This is a genomic window from Paenibacillus sp. LRG-1, assembly GCF_057220305.1.
Window position 1 is genome coordinate 2204972 of record NZ_CM170126.1, and the last position, 21318, is coordinate 2226289.

Annotated in this window: 22 protein-coding genes; all 22 read left to right on the forward strand. The window is 46.3% G+C overall.

Going from position 1 to position 21318, the window contains the following annotated elements:
• Window positions 1–55: 55 nt before the first annotated feature.
• Window positions 56–1216 carry an ADP-forming succinate--CoA ligase subunit beta gene (gene sucC, locus ACUUJN_RS09930; protein ID WP_068940651.1) on the forward strand — a complete coding sequence of 387 codons (1161 nt, stop codon included), beginning with the start codon at window positions 56–58 and terminating at the stop codon, window positions 1214–1216.
• 49 nt (window positions 1217–1265) lie between these two features.
• Window positions 1266–2195, forward strand: coding sequence for a succinate--CoA ligase subunit alpha (gene sucD, locus ACUUJN_RS09935; RefSeq protein ID WP_025723280.1), 930 nt, complete (start codon window positions 1266–1268; stop codon window positions 2193–2195).
• Between the two features lie 226 nt (window positions 2196–2421).
• Entirely contained in the window at window positions 2422–3540 is a 1119-nt protein-coding gene (gene dprA / locus ACUUJN_RS09940; RefSeq protein WP_484669550.1) for a DNA-processing protein DprA, read from the forward strand.
• 286 nt (window positions 3541–3826) lie between these two features.
• Window positions 3827–5929, forward strand: a complete 2103-nt coding sequence (topA, locus tag ACUUJN_RS09945) for a type I DNA topoisomerase (protein ID WP_053325254.1) — start codon at window positions 3827–3829, stop codon at window positions 5927–5929.
• A gap of 27 nt (window positions 5930–5956) precedes the next feature.
• The gene (gene trmFO / locus ACUUJN_RS09950) at window positions 5957–7297 is read left to right on the forward strand and encodes an FADH(2)-oxidizing methylenetetrahydrofolate--tRNA-(uracil(54)-C(5))-methyltransferase TrmFO (RefSeq protein ID WP_023988185.1); all 1341 of its coding nucleotides are present in this window, start codon (window positions 5957–5959) and stop codon (window positions 7295–7297) included.
• A 26-nt stretch (window positions 7298–7323) separates the two neighbouring features.
• Window positions 7324–7866: an ATP-dependent protease subunit HslV gene (gene hslV / locus ACUUJN_RS09955; protein ID WP_013309881.1), complete on the forward strand. Its 543-nt coding sequence runs from the start codon at window positions 7324–7326 to the stop codon at window positions 7864–7866.
• 36 nt (window positions 7867–7902) lie between these two features.
• Entirely contained in the window at window positions 7903–9303 is a 1401-nt protein-coding gene (gene hslU, locus ACUUJN_RS09960) for an ATP-dependent protease ATPase subunit HslU (RefSeq protein ID WP_023988186.1), read from the forward strand.
• A gap of 408 nt (window positions 9304–9711) precedes the next feature.
• Complete coding sequence (gene flgB, locus ACUUJN_RS09965) at window positions 9712–10119, forward strand: flagellar basal body rod protein FlgB (protein ID WP_013309883.1); 408 nt, start codon at window positions 9712–9714, stop codon at window positions 10117–10119.
• A gap of 6 nt (window positions 10120–10125) precedes the next feature.
• Entirely contained in the window at window positions 10126–10578 is a 453-nt protein-coding gene (flgC, locus tag ACUUJN_RS09970; protein WP_013309884.1) for a flagellar basal body rod protein FlgC, read from the forward strand.
• 39 nt (window positions 10579–10617) lie between these two features.
• Complete coding sequence (fliE, locus tag ACUUJN_RS09975) at window positions 10618–10932, forward strand: flagellar hook-basal body complex protein FliE (protein ID WP_007430020.1); 315 nt, start codon at window positions 10618–10620, stop codon at window positions 10930–10932.
• A 35-nt stretch (window positions 10933–10967) separates the two neighbouring features.
• Window positions 10968–12551 carry a flagellar basal-body MS-ring/collar protein FliF gene (fliF, locus tag ACUUJN_RS09980; protein ID WP_023988187.1) on the forward strand — a complete coding sequence of 528 codons (1584 nt, stop codon included), beginning with the start codon at window positions 10968–10970 and terminating at the stop codon, window positions 12549–12551.
• A gap of 11 nt (window positions 12552–12562) precedes the next feature.
• Window positions 12563–13579, forward strand: coding sequence for a flagellar motor switch protein FliG (fliG, locus tag ACUUJN_RS09985; RefSeq protein WP_013370674.1), 1017 nt, complete (start codon window positions 12563–12565; stop codon window positions 13577–13579).
• The gene (locus tag ACUUJN_RS09990) at window positions 13572–14408 is read left to right on the forward strand and encodes a FliH/SctL family protein (RefSeq protein WP_023988188.1); all 837 of its coding nucleotides are present in this window, start codon (window positions 13572–13574) and stop codon (window positions 14406–14408) included. Before fliG ends, ACUUJN_RS09990 begins: the two co-directional genes overlap by 8 nt.
• Entirely contained in the window at window positions 14395–15714 is a 1320-nt protein-coding gene (gene fliI, locus ACUUJN_RS09995; RefSeq protein WP_013309889.1) for a flagellar protein export ATPase FliI, read from the forward strand. Before ACUUJN_RS09990 ends, fliI begins: the two co-directional genes overlap by 14 nt.
• Before the next feature lie 10 nt (window positions 15715–15724).
• Window positions 15725–16168, forward strand: coding sequence for a flagellar export protein FliJ (gene fliJ / locus ACUUJN_RS10000; RefSeq protein WP_013309890.1), 444 nt, complete (start codon window positions 15725–15727; stop codon window positions 16166–16168).
• Window positions 16169–16215: 47 nt separating this feature from the next.
• Window positions 16216–17199 (forward strand): magnesium transporter MgtE N-terminal domain-containing protein, encoded by a 984-nt coding sequence (locus ACUUJN_RS10005; protein ID WP_028542724.1) that lies wholly within the window; start codon window positions 16216–16218, stop codon window positions 17197–17199.
• 26 nt (window positions 17200–17225) lie between these two features.
• Window positions 17226–18683 carry a flagellar hook-length control protein FliK gene (locus ACUUJN_RS10010; protein WP_053325258.1) on the forward strand — a complete coding sequence of 486 codons (1458 nt, stop codon included), beginning with the start codon at window positions 17226–17228 and terminating at the stop codon, window positions 18681–18683.
• Window positions 18684–18702: 19 nt separating this feature from the next.
• Window positions 18703–19236, forward strand: a complete 534-nt coding sequence (locus ACUUJN_RS10015; protein ID WP_025723729.1) for a flagellar hook capping FlgD N-terminal domain-containing protein — start codon at window positions 18703–18705, stop codon at window positions 19234–19236.
• Window positions 19233–19613 (forward strand): TIGR02530 family flagellar biosynthesis protein, encoded by a 381-nt coding sequence (locus ACUUJN_RS10020; RefSeq protein ID WP_272640488.1) that lies wholly within the window; start codon window positions 19233–19235, stop codon window positions 19611–19613. The genes ACUUJN_RS10015 and ACUUJN_RS10020 overlap by 4 nt, the downstream gene beginning before the upstream one ends.
• A gap of 104 nt (window positions 19614–19717) precedes the next feature.
• Complete coding sequence (gene flgG, locus ACUUJN_RS10025) at window positions 19718–20527, forward strand: flagellar basal body rod protein FlgG (RefSeq protein ID WP_025723727.1); 810 nt, start codon at window positions 19718–19720, stop codon at window positions 20525–20527.
• 60 nt (window positions 20528–20587) lie between these two features.
• Entirely contained in the window at window positions 20588–20812 is a 225-nt protein-coding gene (locus ACUUJN_RS10030; RefSeq protein ID WP_013309896.1) for a flagellar FlbD family protein, read from the forward strand.
• Entirely contained in the window at window positions 20809–21282 is a 474-nt protein-coding gene (locus ACUUJN_RS10035; RefSeq protein WP_023988194.1) for a flagellar basal body-associated FliL family protein, read from the forward strand. The genes ACUUJN_RS10030 and ACUUJN_RS10035 overlap by 4 nt, the downstream gene beginning before the upstream one ends.
• Window positions 21283–21318: the final 36 nt, after the last annotated feature.

A 21318-nucleotide genomic window follows, 5' to 3' on the forward strand; every position in this document is an offset into this window, starting at 1 on the left:
TAGATTTCCTTGTGAACCGCCCTTGTTGCAGTCATGTTGATAGGAGGATTCCAGAATGAATATCCATGAATATCAGGGTAAAGAAGTATTAAAGCGGTACGGAGTGGCTGTACCGAACGGTAAGGTTGCCTATACGGTGGAGGAAGCCGTTGCTGCGGCAGAATCGCTTGGAAGCGCTGTTACGGTGGTAAAAGCACAAATTCATGCTGGTGGACGCGGTAAAGCGGGTGGCGTGAAAGTTGCCAAAGGTTTGGATGAGGTGCGGACTTTTGCTTCTGAAATTTTGGGTAAGGTGCTGGTGACGCATCAGACCGGACCTGAAGGTAAAGAGGTCAAACGCCTTTTGGTTGAGGAAGGCTGCGATATTCATAAAGAATATTACGTCGGCGTTGTCGTAGATCGTGCGACTGGACGTATCGTAATGATGGCCTCAGAAGAAGGCGGTACGGAAATCGAAGAGGTGGCTGCAGCCACTCCGGAGAAAATTTTTAAAGCGGTTGTTGATCCAGCGATTGGGCTTCAGGTGTATCAGGCGCGTAAGTTGGCATATGACATTAATATTCCTAATGAACTGGTAAACAAAGCGGTCAAGTTTATGCTGGCGCTATACGAAGCTTTTGTGGACAAGGATTGTTCGATTGCAGAAATCAATCCCTTAGTCGTTACGGGTGATGGGAATGTACTGGCGTTGGATGCCAAACTGAATTTTGATTCTAATGCGTTGTTCCGTCATAAGGATATTTTGGAATTGCGTGATTTGGATGAAGAGGATGAGAAGGAAATTGAGGCATCTAAATACGATCTAAGCTATATCGCTCTGGACGGAAATATTGGCTGTATGGTCAATGGTGCGGGTTTGGCGATGGCAACCATGGATATTATTAAATATTACGGTGGCGATCCGGCCAACTTCCTAGACGTAGGGGGCGGTGCGACGACGGAAAAGGTAACCGAAGCGTTCAAAATCATTTTGTCCGATCCGAAGGTAGAAGGTATTTTCGTGAACATTTTCGGCGGAATTATGCAGTGTGACATCATTGCGAACGGCGTCGTGGAGGCTGCCAAACAGTTGGGGCTGACTCGTCCGCTTGTTGTCCGTCTTGAAGGTACGAATGTTGAGCTCGGCAAACAGATTTTAGCGGAATCCGGTTTGAATATCGTGGCAGCCGATTCCATGGCGGATGGCGCCCAAAAAATCGTCGAACTTGTTCAATAGCCTGTTTGCATTCCGATATGCCGAATAAACGATAGGGGATGTGAAGATCGTGAGTATTTTGGTCGATAAGCATACAAAGGTGATTACACAGGGGATTACGGGAAAAACGGCGTTGTTTCATGCCAAGGGTGCACTTGATTACGGCACACAAATGGTAGGTGGCACCTCTCCAGGTAAGGGAGGCACCGAGGTAGAAATTACACTGGAGAACGGACAACAGGTCAAATTGCCGGTGTTTAATACAGTGAGCGAAGCCAAGGAAGCTACTGGCGCTACAGCGAGCGTGATTTACGTGCCACCAGCTTTTGCCGCAGATTCCATTTTGGAGGCTGTAGATGCGGAATTAGATCTCGTGATTTGTATCACGGAGGGCATTCCGGTGCTTGATATGATCAGGGTCAAACGTTTTATGGAAGGTAAAAAGACCGTTCTGATTGGCCCTAACTGCCCGGGCGTTATTACGCCAGGAGAATGTAAAATCGGTATTATGCCAGGTTACATTCATCTACCAGGTCATGTAGGCGTTGTGTCACGTAGTGGTACTTTGACCTATGAAGCAGTGCATCAGTTAACGACCCGAGGTATAGGACAATCTTCTGCGGTTGGTATTGGCGGTGACCCCGTTAAAGGTTCAGAATTCATTGATATTTTGCAACGCTTCAATGAGGACCCCAACACTCATGCTGTCATTATGATCGGAGAAATTGGTGGTACAGCCGAGGAAGAGGCTGCCGAGTGGATCAGGGATAATATGACGAAGCCGGTGGTTGGTTTTATCGGTGGTGTGACTGCGCCTCCTGGCAAACGGATGGGGCATGCAGGTGCCATTATTTCTGGCGGAAAAGGAACGGCCAAAGAGAAAATTGCCACGCTTGAAGCCTGCGGGATCAAGGTGGCACCGACTCCTTCCGAAATGGGCTCGACACTGGTAAGTGTGCTGGAAGCACGTGGTATTTTGAATTTGTGTACGACACATTAAATCGTGTTTCTTCATTAATATACAGGCCATAAAACTGCATCGAAATTTGCCGCAGGCTAGTGTATAATGAAAGAAAGGTAAGCAACCTTTTTATCTTCTGAAACAGGGGATGAAAAGGTTGCTTTTTTGCGTTAAGACAGGCTTGTCAGGGAAACGCTTGCAAAATGATTCATTGTGCCACAAAATAAGGGAGGGTTCACTCTTCCGTGAATGGGGGAACCATAGTTTGGAAGAAAGATGGCTTTTGTTAGGCTTACATGAGTTAGAGGGAATCGGAAGAAAAACAATTCAGCGTATTTGGTCGAGTGACTATCAATTGCATGAGCTACTGCATTTTAGCGAACAGAAGTGGATCGAGATAGGGTTAAGCCCTGCTCAGGCACGCATTGCGGCTCAGTGTTATGATGAAGAATGGGTGCATGAACGATATCAGCGAGTTCAATCCTGTGATATTGGAACGGTAACTTATGTGGACGAGGATTATCCCCTATTAATGAAGGAAACAGTTGACCCACCTTGGGTAATGTATACAAAAGGGGATAAATCACTTTTGCATACATGTTCTATAGCCATGGTAGGAACCCGCGTTCCCACCGCTTATGGACGTAGAGCAGCGGAGATACTAACAGAGGGATTATGTAATGCAGGGATTACAATCGTTAGCGGATTGGCGAGAGGGATTGACAGTATTTGTCACGAAACAGCCCTGCGCCGGGGAGGAAACACGATTGGTGTACTGGGAACAGCGATTGATCAAATTTATCCTCCCCAAAATGCGTCTTTATTTGCAGAGATGGCTAGCAATGGCTTGATCTTATCAGAGTATCCTCCAGGCACAAGGTCGCATCCAGGAATGTTTCCACAACGTAATCGGATTATAGCCGGTCTAACGAAGGGAACGCTTGTTGTCGAAGCAGATGCAAGAAGCGGCTCCTTGATTACCGCTGATGCTGCACTGGAGGCAAATCGAGATGTGTTTGCTGTTCCCGGACCCATTACGTCACCGAAGAGTAGAGGTACGCTGAGCTTGATTAAGCAAGGGGCAAAAACGGTCACTGAAGCTTCGGATATTATTGAGGAGTATGAAGCAGATTTGCGTACAAGGGAGGTTTCTTCATACAATAGAGAGCAGAGTCTTAATCTGAAGGAGGTCTCCAAAGTGCCAGAAAGTGAGACTTCTGAGGAAAACCGTGTCATACTGTTGCTTGAACAGGGAACCATGACACTGGATGAACTGCTTGATGCTACGGCATGGGATTTTGGACTTTTACACGCAGTTCTGTTATCGTTAATCATAAAAAAAAGGATCGCCCAGCTAGCGGGCACAAAATACAAGCTTATTTAGTAGTTGTTTTTGCAAAGTCCTTAGTTAGTAAATGCACAAATTCAATTTTAAACATCAGGTGGAGGGCAGTATGGCATTCATCCGCGTCGCGGATTCCTACTCCTTCCCCACTTCCTGAAATGTGTTGACATTATGACTCGCAGCAGCGGAGCAGATGGAATTTTTCTGAAGAATCTCAGCGATCCGGAAGAATGACCAATCTGTGAAGCTCTCTATCGCGTCATAACTCACCACATTTCAGGAAGTCTATCATATTCATGTGTGTAATTGAGAGGAGGAAGAGCCTATGGCGGATTCACTCGTCATCGTGGAATCGCCTTCCAAGGCGAAGACGATCGGCAAATACTTAGGCAGCAAATATATCGTCAAGGCTTCCATGGGTCATATCAGGGATTTACCGAAGAGTCAGATCGGCGTAGAGGTCGAAAATGATTTTAATCCCAAATACATTACCATTCGAGGTAAAGGCTCAATTCTAAAAGAATTAAAGGATGCCCGAAAAAAAGTAAAAAAAGTATATCTGGCGGCTGACCCGGATCGCGAAGGTGAAGCTATTGCCTGGCATCTGGCGCATGCGCTGGAACTGGACGATACAGCAGATTGCCGTGTTGTATTTAATGAAATTACGAAGCAGGCTGTCAAAGATGCTTTTAAAACACCCCGTAAAATCAATATGGATTTGGTCAATGCTCAGCAGGCACGACGGATACTGGATCGACTTGTTGGCTACAAAATCAGCCCGTTGCTCTGGAAAAAGGTGAAAAAGGGCCTATCCGCTGGGCGTGTGCAGTCGGTTGCGGTGAAAATTATTTTGGACCGGGAAAACGAGATCAATGAGTTTGTACCGGAAGAATACTGGACGATTACAGCTAAACTAGCTATTAAAGACAGTACCTTTGAAGCGAAATTTCATAAGCTGCGCGGTGAAAAGAAAGAACTCTCTAGCGAAGCGGATGTACAAGAAGTGTTAGAAGCTATCGGAAAATCGTCCTACAAGGTACGCGATGTTAAAGAGAAAGAGCGTTTACGCAATCCTTCTCCTCCATTCACAACAAGTTCCTTGCAGCAGGAGGCGGCTCGGAAGCTCAACTTCCGTGCATCTAAAACGATGTCTGTAGCTCAGCAGCTATATGAGGGTGTGGATTTAGGTAAAGAAGGGACCGTGGGTCTGATTACGTATATGCGTACGGATTCCACACGGATCGCCGCTTCAGCTCAAGAGGAAGCGAAAGAATTAATTATTCAAAAATATGGCGAAGCTTTTGTACCTGAAACTCCTCGTCAATATTCAAAAAAAGCGGCCAACGCCCAGGATGCGCATGAAGCGATTCGTCCAACCTCTGCGTTACGCGATCCGGAAACAGTTAAGCCGTTTATGAGTCGGGATCAGTTCCGTTTGTACAAATTGGTATGGGAACGTTTCATGGCCAGCCAGATGGCTTCTGCTATTATGGATACTTTGTCCGTAGATATTGAAGCGGGTGAGACGATATTCCGGGCAGCAGGTTCTAAGGTCCGTTTTCCAGGTTTCATGAAAGTGTATGTAGAGGGAAATGACGACGGTAAAACCGAAGAAGATAAACTGCTGCCACCACTTCATCCAGGCGATAAATTAAAAAAAGAAGCGGTTGAGCCGAAGCAGCATTTTACACAACCGCCTCCCCGTTATACGGAAGCGCGACTGGTGAAGACGCTGGAAGAACTGGGTATAGGACGTCCAAGTACGTATGCACCAACGCTGGAAACCATTCAGAAACGTGGGTACGTTGCTATTGAAGAGAAGAAGTTTTTCCCTACAGAGCTGGGCGAATTGGTCATCGAACAGATGGAGGAGTTCTTCCCAGAGATTCTGAATGTGGAGTTTACAGCTAATATGGAAGGTGATCTTGACCACGTCGAAGAAGGCGAAGGTAATTGGGTCAAGGTGTTGAGTGACTTTTACGAGTCATTCGAGAAGCGACTTGAAGTGGCTGAAGAAGAAATGAAAGAAATTGAAATAAAAGATGAAGTATCCGATGTCATTTGTGATAAGTGTGGCAGCCAAATGGTGTATAAGCTTGGCCGATTTGGTAAATTCCTGGCCTGTTCTGCTTTTCCAGATTGCCGTAACACAAAGCCAATTGTTAAGGATATCGGGATTAATTGTCCTACATGCGGTGAGGGTCATGTCGTCGAACGACGGAGTAAAAAGGGACGTGTCTTCTATGGATGTGACCGCTACCCGGAATGTGATTTTGTTTCCTGGGATAAACCGTCCATTAAGCCTTGCCCAAGTTGCAGTAGCCTAATGGTCGAAAAACGTACAAAACAAGGAACGAAGCTCAACTGTACTGTCTGCGATCACAGCGAAATGCTGGAAGAGAGCGATGAGAGCGTAGAGACTTCTTAAGAACAACAATAGCAGGGGGATTTAAACGTGAGTGAACTACAAAAGGTAACGGTCATCGGAGCAGGTTTGGCGGGCAGCGAAGCTGCCTGGCAAATTGCAAGCCGTGGAGTGCCAGTTAAGTTATATGAAATGAGGCCGGTTGTAAAAACACCAGCACATCATACAGATAAATTTGCCGAACTGGTATGCAGTAATTCCTTGCGGGCAAACGGCCTAACGAATGCAGTAGGCGTACTGAAGGAAGAGATGAGAATACTGAACTCCTTGATTCTGAGTGCAGCAGATCGTCATGCTGTTCCGGCTGGCGGTGCATTGGCAGTGGATCGTGACGGATTTTCCGGTCATATTACTGATACGCTTCATCAACACCCTTTGATCGAGGTTGTTAATGAAGAGCTTCAGGAAATCCCACAGGACGGTATTGTGGTCATTGCGACGGGGCCTTTAACTTCTCCAGCTTTGTCGGAACAGATTAAATCGCTGATGGGAGAGGAGTATTTTTATTTTTACGATGCGGCAGCCCCGATTGTAGAAAAGGACTCTATCGACATGAGCAAGGTTTATCTGGCTTCCCGTTATGATAAGGGAGAAGCAGCGTACTTGAATTGTCCGATGAACGAAGCGGAATTTGATGCTTTTTATGAGGCTCTGATTACGGCTGAGGTAGCGCAAGTCAAGGAATTCGAAAAAGAAATTTATTTCGAAGGCTGTATGCCCATCGAAGTGATGATGCAACGTGGGAAACAAACGGCATTGTTCGGACCGATGAAACCTGTGGGTCTCGTAAATCCACATACAGGTGAACTGCCCCACGCAGTTGTTCAGCTTCGGCAGGATAACGCCGCAGGAACGTTGTATAATCTGGTTGGTTTCCAGACTCACCTCAAATGGGGGGAGCAAAAGCGTGTATTTTCAATGATTCCGGGTCTTGAAGAGGCAGAGTTTGTTCGTTACGGTGTGATGCATCGCAATACCTTTATTAATTCTCCGCAGCAACTTCATCCAACCTATCAGTTCAAGGGAAGAAGTAATCTATTCTTCGCCGGACAAATGACCGGTGTAGAGGGATATGTGGAGTCGGCGGCTTCTGGTCTGCTGGCCGGGATGAATGCGGCACGAGCAGCGCGTGGACAGGAAATGTTTGTATTTCCTGCAGAAACGACATTAGGCAGCATGGCGCGGTATATTACGACCGCTGATTTTAAGCATTTTCAACCGATGAATGCAAATTTTGGTTTGCTTCCAAAGTTGGAGAAACGGATTCGTAACAAAAAGGAAAAAAATGAAGCTCTCGCTAATCGCGCGCTGGAAAGTTTGCATGGTTATATCAACGAAACGGGAGTTATGTCAGCTGAAGTACAGGCATAAGGATGAAGGAAAAGGAGGAGCGCGTTATGGATATGTCCTTTCATGCTACCACCATCTGCGCTGTACGCCACAATGGCAAAGGAGCTATTGCGGGTGATGGACAGGTAACGTTCGGCAACAGTGTTGTAATGAAGCAGACGGCAAAAAAAGTGCGCAGATTGTATCGTGGTCAGGTCGTTGCGGGATTTGCGGGTTCGGTGGCAGATGCTATCACGTTATTTGAAAAGTTCGAAAATAAGCTAGAGGAACACCACGGAAATCTTCAAAGAGCAGCCGTGGAACTGGCCAAGGACTGGCGTCAGGATCGTATTCTGCGCAAGCTGGAAGCGCTCATGATTGTGATGGACTCATCCGGAATGCTGCTCATTTCTGGAGGCGGCGAAATTATCGAGCCGGATGATGATGTGCTTGCGATTGGCTCAGGTGGTAATTTTGCATTGGCGGCTGCCCGTGCTTTCAAACGCCATGGCTCTGGCATGGAAGCAAAGGACATGGCACGGGAAGCGCTAGAGGTTGCTTCGGAAATATGTGTGTATACGAACAATCAGATTATCGTGGAAGAACTGTAAATCGGCTCTGAGTATTCAAGGGTGGAGGAGTGCAAAATGAATAATCAATCGTTGACGCCCAGACAAGTGGTATCCGAGCTGGATAAGTATATTGTCGGACAAAAGGAAGCTAAAAAATCTGTTGCTGTTGCCTTGCGTAACCGTTATCGGCGTAGTAAGCTACCGGATGATATCCGGGATGAAATTGTGCCTAAAAATATTTTGATGATCGGACCAACAGGTGTGGGTAAAACTGAAATTGCACGTAGACTTGCACGGCTCGTGGGGGCTCCTTTTGTCAAGGTAGAGGCGACCAAATTTACAGAAGTGGGTTACGTCGGTCGTGATGTGGAATCCATGGTGCGTGATCTGATGGAAACCTCTATTCGCATCGTTAAGACGGAACGAACAGAGAATGTGAAGGACAAAGCGGAAGACATGGCAAATGAACGGATTGTCAGCATCCTTGTACCTGCAGAAAAGTCAAACAAATCGCAACGTAATCCCTTTGAAATGCTATTTGGCAATAACACGGGAACTTCGGTAGAAGAAGAACCACCACAACAGGATGGATCTTTGGCAGAAAAGCGCCGTAAGGTTAAATTCGATCTGTTGTCTGGTAAGCTTGAGGATGATGTTATAGAGATTGATGTGGAGGATACTGCACCCAATATGCTCGATATGTTTGCTGGGCAAGGGAATGAACAAATGGGTATGAATATGCAGGAGATGTTCGGAAGTTTTCTGCCCAAGCGGACGAAGAAGCGCAAGCTACCAGTCAAGGAAGCTCGCAAGGTGCTAATTCAAGATGAAGCTGCCAAATTGATCGATATGGATGATGTGATTCAGGAGTCTGTGAAGCGTGCTGAGCAATCCGGTATTATTTTTATTGATGAAATAGATAAGATTGCCAGCCAGGGTAAGGGGAGCGGCCCCGATGTGTCGAGAGAAGGCGTCCAGCGCGATATTTTACCTATTGTCGAGGGATCTACCATCATGACCAAATACGGTCCGGTAAGAACAGATTACATTCTGTTTATTGCTGCAGGTGCTTTTCATGTTGCAAAACCATCTGACCTGATCCCTGAGCTTCAGGGCCGTTTTCCAATCCGTGTGGAATTAAGTAGCCTGACTTTGGATGAGTTTGTGTCGATACTGACGGAGCCTAAAAATGCGCTGACCAAGCAATACACTGATCTACTCCGTACTGAGGAGATTGAAGTCGAATTTTCTGCGGAAGCGATCCGTGAGATTGCCAGCATTGCTGAGTCTGTAAATCGCAACACCGAAAATATTGGCGCACGTCGTTTGCATACCATTCTAGAAAAGCTGCTGGAGGATCTGTCGTTTGAAGCACCAGAGCTTACATTGGATCGTATGATCATTACCCCGGAATATGTACGTGAGAAGCTGGGAGATATTGCCCAAAACAGGGACCTTAGTCAGTATATTTTATGAATAGGGTTTCTAAAAATAGGGTGTGTGGTCCAGAATAACACTATCTTGCACCGTCGTTTAGACCTAGATAATGGTCAAGTTGATGATTTTTCTGTCTATTCCAAAAGTAGGACGTATAATCTTTTACAGGTGTAAAGTGCTAAGAAAACATTCATTTTCTTGAAATAAACCTGAAAAATTTAACATTTTATGCATCTAAAGCCCTCTTTTTTAAAAAAGATAGGGCTTTTTTCTTATTGTAATTAGGTCCCAACTCTACGAAACTTAGAATATATGACAGAAAGTTATTATTTTCTACTTAAGACCTAAAAGAAATGTATAATTATGAAATTTTATTGTCGAAAAAAAGTGAAAAATCTTGTTTTATTGAATCTTACTTTGGAGTAGACGCTGGGAGGGAGGAGCTAAATGAATCTGCTGGGTGATATGAGCTTTCAAAAGCTTCAGGCAGGTGTACAGGCGGCAAATACGAGACAACGTGTGATGGCGGACAATATATCCAATGCGGATACCCCGTATTTTAAGCGTTCGGAGGTTTCATTTGAAGAACTGCTTCAGCAGCAAATGGACGGTGATGTCACACCACTACGTGGAAAAGTAACCAATTCAAGACATTTTCAAATAGGACCTGTGAACTCCATTCCAGATGCCACGGTCACCAAAGATGGGTACTCAGTCATGAATAACAATATGAACAACGTAGATATCGACAGAGAAATGAGTCTTATGGCTGAAAATCAACTAAGATATAATACCTACATCCAAGAAATTAATGAGCGCATCAAAATGATGAGAACAGCGGTAGAAGGGAGATAGGACTAGGTGAAGATTAACAACGGCTTTGATATTAGTGCATCTGCTCTTACGGCCCAACGGTTGCGGATGGACGTTATATCTAGCAACATTGCCAACGCAGAGACAACTCGGGCGAAAGTAGAGAATGGACAAGCAGTTCCATATCGGAGAAAAACGGTTGTTTTGGAGCCGAACCAATCTGGCTTTGCCGATGTTTTAAAGGCTCAAATGGAAGGAAGTAGCACAAGCGCTGCTGGCGTTAAGGTTTCGCAAATTCAGGAAGATCAGTCACCTTTGAAGCCTGTGTACAATCCGGGTCACCCGGACGCTGATAAAGATGGCTATGTATATATGCCTAATGTAGACATTATGAAAGAAATGGTCGACATGATTTCCGCAACACGCTCATACGAAGCCAATGTAACAGCTCTGAATGCATCAAAGGCTATGGTTTCCAAAGCGCTTGAAATCGGTCGCTAAGTTCTAGGACTACTAACTACTTAATAGGGAGAGTAAAACATGATTCAGAACGCCATGTTTAATGTACAGACACCGGTAATACAGCAGATTCAATCGCCTAACAATGAGTTGACGAAAGCGACGCCTTCCGAATCCTTGAAGGATTTTGGTTCCTTCCTAAAGGATGCTCTCAATGAAGTAGGGCAGCAGGAAGCCGCTACGCACCAGATGTCCGACCAATTCATGGCAGGCAAAGTTGATGTAGATCAGGTCATGATCACTTCCCAACAAGCGCTGCTTTCCCTGCAGCTTACTACACAGGTCCGAAACAAAGCGATCGAAGCCTATCAGGAGATCATGCGTACACAGATGTAAAGAGGGTTTAGCAAAGTTTCGGATGGGGTGACGGAGTGAACGAGAGAATCGCCCAATATCGGGATAAGATTTCCGGGTATTGGAATAATTTCAGCAAAAAACAGAAGATATTACTTGTTTCGACATTAGCATTCATCATTATCGCCGTTGTAGTGCTAACGATGCAGTTTACTAAAACCGAGTATGAAGTGGCTTTCCGAGATTTAAATGCTAACGATGCAGCCGGAGTCATTAAATATCTCGATTCTGCGGGTATACCGTATCAACTTAATGCTGGTGGGACACAAATCTCAGTTCCAACCGCTAATGCGGATAAGGCGAAGGTAGATGTTGGGTCTCAAGGCCTGATTCAGAAGGGTTCAATCGGCATGAGTGCTTTTGACCAGTCCTCCTCTGCCATTGGTATGACGGAGAACGAGTTCAATGTGAAGTACAATAATGCATTGAACGGCGAAATACAGCAACTGTTGGAACGGATGGATGGTGTCCAAAGCTCCAAAGCTGTCATTAATATGCCAAAGGAAAACATTTTTGCCGGACTTGAAGAAAAGGACAAAGCCTCCGCTTCGATTCAAATGGAATTCGAGCCTGGCTTTACTCCAAATCAGCAAGCGATCGACGGATATTTTAATCTGGTAAAAACGGCCGTACCGAATCTGCCAGTGGAAAACATTACGATCACCAATAAGGAATATGAGTTGATTCCAACGGCCAAGGGCGGCCAAGGTGGGCTCACTAGTGGTGTTCAGGAAAACATGGCTCTACAGAAGAAGTTTGAGAGCGATGTAAGGAATAATGTTCAACAATTTTTGTCGAAAATTGTTGGAGACGACAAGGTAAATGTGCTGGTTATGTCCCAGCTAAATTTCGACAAAGTAACATCAAAGGAACAAATGGTCACACCTGTTGATCAAACGAAAATGAAGGGTATTGAAATTAGCGCCCAACAAATTCAGGAAAGCTATACGGGCAGTAGTGGACAAACCGGAGGAGTTGCAGGAACAGGAACACAGGATGTTCCAGGCTATCCTGGAGGAGCTAATTCCGGCAATACCAGCTCAGATAAGAGTTCAAGTACGATTAACTACGAAGTTAACCGAATTGCAAGGGATATTATCCAAAGTCCGTACACTGTAAAAGATTTAACCATTAATGTAGCAGTTGAACCACCAACAGGTCAGCAAACGTTGGATACTGCAACTCAGACAGCAATTCAAAATATTTTGGTTAATATTGTAAGAGCGTCGTTAGCGAATTCTGGTACTACTATTACAGACGCTGATTTGGCTAAGAAGGTTTCAGTGTTCTCACAAGCTGTTCCGGCGCCTGCGAGCACGAATACATTCTTCTCAGCTTCCAACCCTTGGCTATGGGGCATCGGAGCTGCTGTTCTGGCACTGCTGGCGGGTGTAATCTTCCTCATCGTACGCGGTCGTCGTAATCAGGAAGAAGAGTTGGATGAAGAATTGCAACTCATGCCAACGCCGACGGAGTTCCCGTCTATTACCATGGAAAGTGTGACAAATGAAAGTCAAGTGCGTAAACAGCTTGAAAGTCTGGCGAAAAAGAAACCCGACGAATTCGTCAATCTGCTTCGTACATGGCTGGCTGACGAATAGAGGTGAGTTCATTGGCAAAGGCAAGCAGTCAAGGTTTAACGGGAAGACAGAAAGCGGCTATACTTCTGATCACAATGGGACCAGAGGTATCTGCTCAAATATTCAAGCATTTGCGTGATGAGGAGATCGAGCAACTTACATTGGAAATTGCCAATGTGCGGAAGGTCGATGCCATTGAGAAGGACTCCATCATGGCCGAGTTTCATCAAATTTGTTTGGCTCAGGAGTACATTTCCCAAGGCGGTATTAATTACGCTAAAGAAATATTGGAAAAAGCACTCGGATCGCAAAAAGCAGTTGAGGTCATTAACCGTCTAACAGCGACGTTACAGGTAAGACCCTTCGATTTTGCCCGCAAGGCTGATCCAAACCAGATATTGAATTTTATACAGAATGAGAATCCGCAAACGATTGCTCTCGTGCTTTCGTACTTGCAATTCGAGCAGGCGGCTGCAATTCTGTCGTCTCTGCCACAGGAAAAACAGGCAGATGTGGCCCGGCGTGTCGCTGTCATGGACAGTACATCTCCGGAAGTTATTTCCCAGGTGGAACGAGTGTTGGAGCAAAAGCTGTCTGCAACCGCAACGCAGGATTACACGAATGCGGGCGGTATCGAGTCCATTGTTCAGATTTTGAATGGCGTAGACCGCGGAACCGAACGTACGATTCTCGACTCGCTTGAAATTCAAGATCCAGAACTGGCTGAGGAAATCAAGAAAAGAATGTTCGTGTTCGAGGATATCGTCAATGTGGACAACCGTTCCATTCAGCGCATTATCCGCGATATCGACAATGCAGATTTGCAATTGGCGCTTAAAGTGTCCAGTGAAGAAGTACGCGATGTGATTTTCCGAAATATGTCGAAACGTATGGCAGAAACCTTCAAAGAGGAAATGGAGTACATGGGACCGGTGCGGTTGCGTGATGTGGAAGAAGCACAGACACGTATCGTATCGACGATCCGCAGATTGGAAGAGGCCGGTGAGATTATAATCGCACGCGGCGGAGGAGATGACATCATTGTCTAACTTGATTAAATCTTTCCAATATGTTCCTGTAGAGGCTTTGAAAACAATTGATGTGGCACATACGTATGCGCCAGAAACGACGGATGAAGAAATCACAACTGAATATACGGAGCCGGAGCCTCAGCGAGATCACGAGGCTGAACGGCTGCGGGATGAAATGCTGAATGATGCTAAGGATTTTGCCGAACGTCAGGTTCGCGACGCAGCTGAAGAAGCGGAACGGATGCTTCAGGAGGCACAGCAGCAGATTGAAGCCTGGTGGCAGGAACGACGCGAGCATGACGAGCAGTTAACTCAGTCGTTAAAAGCTGATGGGTTTCAGCAAGGATATGAAGAAGGTCAGAAGCTGGCTGAGGCCGAGCTCCAGACGAAATCAGAGCAGATGATGGAAGAAGCACAGGATATTCTGCGTCAGGCCTATGAGATCAAGGAACAACTGATTCAGGAAGCTGAGCCTTTCCTGGTTGAACTGAGTAGTGCTATTGCTGAGAAGGTCATTGAGAAACAGCTTAGCCTTGAGCCTGAATACACGATTGAATTAATTCGTAAAAATTTGGCTCGTAAGCGGGAAAAAGGAACCATTACATTGTGTGTGTCGCCTCAGCATTTCGCATTTGTGCAAGGTGCGCGAGAAGAATTGTCATTAACTGTCGATTCGCAGGCAGAACTGCAAATTATTCCTGATGGTACCGTGAAAGATCGCGGTTGTGTTATCCGTTCTTCCTTTGGAAGTGTGGATGCGCGGATTGATACGCAATTAGCTGAGATCAAAAAGGAATTATTGCGTCTGGCACATGAGAATGAGGAGCGAAGACATGAAGGGGCTTAATGCGCAGCGCTACATGGATCATTTGCGCCAGCTGGACCCTGTTCGGGTAAATGGCAAGGTTACGCAGGTTATCGGCCTGATGGTTGAATCGGAAGGTCCAGACGCCAGTATCGGGGATGTTTGTTACATTTATCCGGGTAAAACGGCAAAGCCGTTGCAAGCGGAGGTCGTAGGCTTCAGGGACAATAAAGTGCTTCTGATGCCACTTGGAGAACTGCAATCCATTGGCCCCGGTTGTGATGTTGTAGGAACAGGGAAACCGTTGAATGTGCAGGTCGGGTCGGAGCTGTTAGGCAAAGTGCTGGACGGATTGGGTCAGCCTCTGGATGGCTCATTGATTCCCTCTCGAATGGCGAGATATTCAACCTTCAATATTCCGTCCAATCCGCTGAATCGTCCGCGTGTGCAGGAACCAATCAGTATCGGGGTGCGCGCTATCGACGGGTTGCTTACTATCGGTAAAGGACAACGGGTTGGTATTTTTGCAGGTTCGGGTGTAGGTAAAAGTACCTTGATGGGAATGATTGCTCGTAATACGGAAGCTGATGTGAATGTAATTGCCTTGATCGGGGAACGTGGACGCGAGGTGCTGGACTTTATTGAACGGGATTTAGGTCCGGAGGGACTAGAACGTTCCGTGGTCATTGTGGCAACTTCCGACCAGCCTGCGTTAATCCGTATTAAGGGTGCACTTATTGCAACGACGATCGCGGAATATTTTCGGGATCGCGGGTTAAATGTCATGCTGATGATGGATTCAGTTACCCGGTATGCGATGGCCCAACGTGAAGTGGGACTAGCCGTAGGGGAGCCGCCAGCAATGAGAGGGTACACACCTTCCGTGTTTGCTAGTCTACCTAAGCTTCTAGAACGTGCAGGGACAGGTCCTACTGGCTCCATAACCGCTTTTTATACGGTACTGGTCGATGGTGATGATATGAACGAGCCCATCGCGGATGCGGTGCGCGGGATTTTGGATGGACACATTGTCTTGAATCGTGGGATTGCGAACAAAGGACATTTTCCCGCAATTGATGTGTTAGCGAGTATTAGCCGGGTTATGAAGGATATCGCACCACGAGATCAGATAGACGCTGCCGAGAACATTAAGCGCTTGATGGCCGTCTACAAAGATTCGGAGGACCTGATTAATATCGGGGCCTATCAGCAGGGTTCAAATGCAGAAATTGACGAATCCATGGAGCGTATACGGGATATATGGGATTTTACAAGACAAAGAACAGATGAAAAGGCTGAGCTGGACGAGGTAAGGGAGCGTTTGATTTCTGAATTTACGAGGAGATGAAGGTTGAACGATGAGATTTCAGTATTCCTTTCAGAAAGTTGTAGACTTGAAAACCAACGAAAAGTCACAGGCCGAATGGTTGCTTTCCAGTGCTGTCGGACAATTGCAGGCTGAGGAGCAGACATTAACACAGCTTGTAGGCGAAAGGAATCGGGTCATATCAGCCATTCAAAAGGCTGCCGAGGATTGCGCGCCACTCTCTACTATTCAGGAATTACAGGCTTATGTTAATCATCTGGACCAATGTATTACACGCAAGCATAGGGATGTTCAATATGCGCAGCAAAATGTGCAAAGCAAACAAACCGTTTTGACCGATAAAATGCTGGATGAACAGGTTTGGCTGAAAGCGAGAGAGAAGGCCAACGTGAAATTCCAACAGGAAATGCTCCTGCGCGAGCAGAACGAGCTGGATGAAATGGCTTCCGTGCGATTTGCCATGAAAGCCCGGTAAGCGGAAAGTCATAGGATACGCATATCAGCTGCCTGAGGAGGAAGACGATGGCACAGAAGTTAGCAGAAAATGAACTGGATATGGATTTAGGAAAAGAATCAGGCGGGGGATTTGAACGGTTTATGTTTTTCCTGATTCCGATTGTGTTCACAATCGTTCTGGTCGGGGTCCTGCTTACATTGTTCAATATGGACTTCAGAAGCGAAATGATTTCATTAGGGAACAAAATACCAGTTGTTAAAAATTGGGTGCCTGAACCGAAAGATAAGGCTACCCAGACGAAAGAGGCAGATCAGAAGGCACAGTCTGAAAGTTCTGAAGCAACCATTCAGCAGTTAAAGTCAGATTTAGCCAAGCAGACGGAGGAGCTTAAAAAGGCTACCGCTGCTAAGACGACACAAGATAAAAAGGTTACTGAACTGCAGAATCAGGTCAATACGCTGCAAACGCAACAGGAACAGCAGCCACAGGCCAGTCAGCAGGGACAGGCTGGTACGCAAACTACAGGTGGAACAACAAATGAAGATCCTTATGTAAAACAGGCCAGAGATCTTGCTAGCATGTATGAAGGAATGACAGCTAGTAAAGCGGCACCGATTATGGAGAATCTGACTACGGAAGAGACTGTGCAGCTGCTAAGCTACATGGACCCTGCCAACAGTGCAAAGATTTTGCAAAAGATGGACGCTAAAAAAGCAGCCGATATTACTATGGCTCTGAAAAACGTAACGCCATCTACGGATTTGTCAGTTGCTGCGTTGCAGTCTCGTCTGAAAAAGGATCAAGGTACCACAGCTGGCACGACGAGTAAGAGTTTGCAAAGCACTCAAATCAGTAGCACATTTGCTTCCATGGACAAGAAGAGCGGTGCCGAACTTATTTTACAAACTTACAAAATCAGTCCAGACAAGGCATTAAACATATTAAATACAGTAGATGATTCGACACGTGGTTCTTTACTACAAAATATGTCTGCCAAGGATGCGGCTCAGACTGCAAAAATTTTGAACAAACTGATGGGCAGTAAGTAATTTAAATGAAGGGAGGTGAAAAATAAATGACCCTTATTTCTCAAAGTGTATCGCTCAGCTCCAGTCAAACAGCTAGCAGTACGACAGCCTCAACAACGAGTACAGCCACGGCTGCCGGAGCAACCACGGGTGCTTTTAATCAAACACTTACGCAAATGATGACAGGCGGGCAAACGGGCTCAGCAGGCACAGATGCGAACGGTTCTCCATTAGTTATGGTACTTCCGCTGATTGCAACCGGAGAATCCACGGAAGCTCCAACCGAGCCGCTGGTCGAAACACTGGCTCCTTTGCTGCAAAATCTCGAAAAGCTGGATGATCAGGTAGCTGCCGATCCTGCTCTGCTTGCTTCTCTGCAAGCGTGGATTCAGCAAGTACAACAGTTTTTGCAAGGCGACGGAACAAATCAACAGTTAAACGGTGGAGAAACGTCAGAGGCGACAGGCTTAACAGCCTTGGCAGCCAACCCGGCTACTCTTCGATTTGCATTGCAGGACGCTTTGTCACAACTTGCCAATGTAGCAGAGCAGGCTTCTGGAGACCAAAAGTCCCAGGTGGCACAGTTGCTACAATCGCTCCAAAGCGCAACGGCAGGGACGGGAGCTATTTCCGATGAGCAGTGGAATGGTGTAATGAAAGCTGTGGAACTTGCTGATGGTGGGGATTCACAAGCGGTTCAGCCTTCTGCAAATCGAGCAAATGGTACTCAGACCGTAGCTACAGCTACTACAGACAAACAGGTTGTTGTTTCTCAGCAGCAAGCAAGTCAGGGCGAAACTAATCAGCAAGGTTCAGAAGGGCAACGTTCATCAACTAATATTCTCGTTCAGTCTACAGTTAAGACGACTGGAGCGGATGAAGCGAGTGCATTCGTAGATGCAACTGAGCAAGCGGATCCGACAGCAACTGACAATCAGACTCCAGTGATCACAACTGCGGGACAGCTTTCGGTACAAACGCAAGGAACAACACCTTCGGCTCCAGCTCAACCAGTCGTACATGTACGGCAATTTGCCAAGGAGATGACCGAATTTGTAGTTCAGAAACTTGACATTGTAAAACACACTGGTTTGACGGAAGCGACCATCATGCTTCGTCCAGATCATCTGGGCCAGCTGGAGGTTAAGCTGACGATGCAAAATGGTCATCTGGTTGCCCAGTTCATGACTGAGCATAGCGGAGCGAAGGATTTGCTGGAACAGCAAATGTCGCAGCTGCGTTCGAGCCTGCAGAGCCAAGGTATCCAGGTAGATAAGGTAGAAGTAACGCACAATGAGTCGCTTTCCTCCCATATGTATCAGGATGGACGCGGATCTGGAGCTAATCAGCAGCAGCAATCCAACCAACGTTCCAAAGCTCGTGGTAGAGAAGAGAGCGAGGATGCTATGAAGGTAGCTGAAATGGCAGAAGAGCTTCGTAACTGGACAGCAGAACAACGCGCAGATGATATGAATCGGACAGGCTCCTTTACAGCACAAGCGTAATGATGGAGGTGAGAACACAATGACGACTACAGACAACAATGTATCCACCAGTAACGTCTGGCCGAATTACAATGTGAATAATGTCAAAACAGCAAGTGCCAAGGATACTAAAACGATGGGTAAAGATCAATTTCTGAAAATTTTGATCACCCAGCTACAAAATCAGGATCCGATGCAGCCTTTGGAGGATAAAGAATTTATCGCTCAAATGGCCCAGTTTTCCTCGGTGGAACAACTGATGAACATTTCTACGCAGTTGAATGCATTGGGACAGTCTTTGGGTACGGCTTCCGGTTTGATAGGAAAAGAAGTCAGCTGGATTGAGGCAGGTAAAAAAGACTCCATTACAGGTGAGACAGGTGCGGGTACAGTGAAAAGTGGAATCGTGGATTCCATCGTTATTCGCGACGGTGTGCAGTATGCCAAAATGGGAGCGGCTGAGGTGGCATTAAAAGATGTAACATCAGTGAGCCAGGCTAACACGACGACTCCCGCTACAGATACATCGGATACTTCATCTTCTTCCTCTACTGGAAGCGGTGAGAACTCATGAATGACAGGATAACGGTCGGACGCCTTTTTCCCGCCAACGTGCCCCCGGCAGCAATCTCACAAAACCGAGTAAATTCGGTATCCAAGGATGCCAGACCGTTCGGTCAGGTATTGCAGGATCAGGTGCTCAAGCTGAGCAACCATGCAGCCAAGCGTCTGGAGCAGCGGGGAATAGAGTTGAGAAGTGACCAAATGGCGAAAATTAACTCTGCTGTGGATAAAGCAGCTGCCAAAGGCGCCAAAGAATCATTGATTTTAATGCAGGATATGGCTTTGATTGTAAGTGTACCTAATCGAACAGTTGTTACCGCGATGGATAAGAAATCCATGGAGGATAACGTATTTACGCAGATAGATAGTGCTGTAATTATTTCATGAAAAATGTATACGAAGTGGCTGGCCCGAATAGGAAAGCCATGAAAAAGCCGCGGATCGACTGATGCGGTCAACTAAGCAACCAATCAGAGGAGGATTTATACTCAATGTTGAGATCAATGTATTCAGGTGTATCGGGCATGAAGGGCTTTCAAACGAAGCTGGACGTTATCGGTAACAACATTGCAAACGTAAATACTACAGGCTTCAAGTCCAGCCGAGTGATGTTCAAGGATATCTTGAGCCAAACGAGTTCAGGCGCAAGTGCACCAGACGGAACCACAACCGCCGGGCAGAATGCCAAGCAGGTAGGTTTGGGGGTATCGGTCAGTTCAATTGATACACTGCACCTTCCAGGTAGTGCAATGACTACGAATAACCCAACGGATTTACGTATTAACGGTGACGGATTTTTCCTGGTCAAAATGAATGATGCACAGGAAGTTCCTTATCTGACTCGTGCGGGCGATTTTCATGTAGACGCGAACCGAAATCTGGTTACATCTGATGGATTTTTCGTAGGAGATGCGGGTGGAGATCCCATCACACTTGCTGACAATGTTACAGCGTTCTCCATCTCGCAGGACGGTACAATTGTACAACAATTGGATGACGGAACAGTTGATAATGGCACGCAAATTGGATTAGCCAGAGTCACGAATCCGGAAGGTTTAGAAAAAATCGGCGGGAGCTTGTACCGTACTACGGTCAACTCAAATATTGATGCAATTGAGCCTGGAGTAGCGAACGCAGATGGTCTGGGAGCTATTATCTCAGGTCAGCTGGAAATGTCCAACGTTGATCTGACAGGCGAATTTACCGAAATGATCGTAGCTCAGCGCGGATTCCAAGCGAACTCGCGTATCATTACGACCTCGGATGAAGTGCTTCAGGAAGTTGTAAACTTGAAACGATAATCTCATTTAAACGCGGAGGAGTAGAGGCTCCTCCGCACCTATCAGGAGGTTGGTGTTACGATGATCCCGTTAACGCGGCTGAACGGCTCGCCTATGTGGCTTAATGCGCTGCTCATTGAGACTGTGGAGGAAACACCGGATACATACGTCACTTTGGTGACGGGGAAACGGTTGATTGTATTGGAAAAAGCGGCAGATGTCGTCTCCTTGATCAAGGGTTACAGCCGTGAAATCGGCATGCATGCCGCCACGATAAAAGTGCAACAAATGGAGGAAGACGAATGAAGAAGATGCTGCCATGGCTCATTACAATTTTACTCGCGATTACTTTGATTGCAGGCGCGGCCTTTGTACTTATACCAGCGCTTAGCGGGAAGAAGTCGGAAGTCATACCGAATGCGCAAGCTGCTCAAGCAGAACAACTTCCAAGATTGTCAGCAGATGAATTGGTGGAAGTGAGCTCTGAAATTACCGGTATCAAAACGAATTTGGCAGACGCAGATTACATTGTCCAGATGAACCTATCTTTTCAATTGAACGATGCCAAAGCAAAAGAATCTTTTGAAAAAATCAAAGATATCAGTATTAAGCCCATCGTTATTCAATTACTTGCAGACACCAAACCTGATGAGCTCAGAACGGCTAAAGGCCGGGACCAGTTCAGTGACAAGCTGACGGATCTCATCAACAAGTCGCTCCCTGAAGGTCACCTGGGGAACGCCAAAATTACAGACTTTTTGCTGGCAGCCATTTGATTCCAGGTGAACTTGTCAGGAACACGTAAGGGGGTG

Coding starts and splice junctions, on each gene's coding strand:
- sucC (WP_068940651.1), top strand. CDS start 56: ATGAATATCCATGAATATCAGGGTAAAGAAGTATTAAAGCGGTACGGA.
- topA (WP_053325254.1), top strand. CDS start 3,827: ATGGCGGATTCACTCGTCATCGTGGAATCGCCTTCCAAGGCGAAGACG.
- hslV (WP_013309881.1), top strand. CDS start 7,324: ATGGATATGTCCTTTCATGCTACCACCATCTGCGCTGTACGCCACAAT.
- hslU (WP_023988186.1), top strand. CDS start 7,903: ATGAATAATCAATCGTTGACGCCCAGACAAGTGGTATCCGAGCTGGAT.
- flgB (WP_013309883.1), top strand. CDS start 9,712: ATGAATCTGCTGGGTGATATGAGCTTTCAAAAGCTTCAGGCAGGTGTA.
- fliE (WP_007430020.1), top strand. CDS start 10,618: ATGATTCAGAACGCCATGTTTAATGTACAGACACCGGTAATACAGCAG.
- fliI (WP_013309889.1), top strand. CDS start 14,395: ATGAAGGGGCTTAATGCGCAGCGCTACATGGATCATTTGCGCCAGCTG.
- fliJ (WP_013309890.1), top strand. CDS start 15,725: ATGAGATTTCAGTATTCCTTTCAGAAAGTTGTAGACTTGAAAACCAAC.
- ACUUJN_RS10005 (WP_028542724.1), top strand. CDS start 16,216: ATGGCACAGAAGTTAGCAGAAAATGAACTGGATATGGATTTAGGAAAA.
- ACUUJN_RS10010 (WP_053325258.1), top strand. CDS start 17,226: ATGACCCTTATTTCTCAAAGTGTATCGCTCAGCTCCAGTCAAACAGCT.
- ACUUJN_RS10015 (WP_025723729.1), top strand. CDS start 18,703: ATGACGACTACAGACAACAATGTATCCACCAGTAACGTCTGGCCGAAT.
- ACUUJN_RS10020 (WP_272640488.1), top strand. CDS start 19,233: ATGAATGACAGGATAACGGTCGGACGCCTTTTTCCCGCCAACGTGCCC.
- flgG (WP_025723727.1), top strand. CDS start 19,718: ATGTTGAGATCAATGTATTCAGGTGTATCGGGCATGAAGGGCTTTCAA.
- ACUUJN_RS10030 (WP_013309896.1), top strand. CDS start 20,588: ATGATCCCGTTAACGCGGCTGAACGGCTCGCCTATGTGGCTTAATGCG.
- ACUUJN_RS10035 (WP_023988194.1), top strand. CDS start 20,809: ATGAAGAAGATGCTGCCATGGCTCATTACAATTTTACTCGCGATTACT.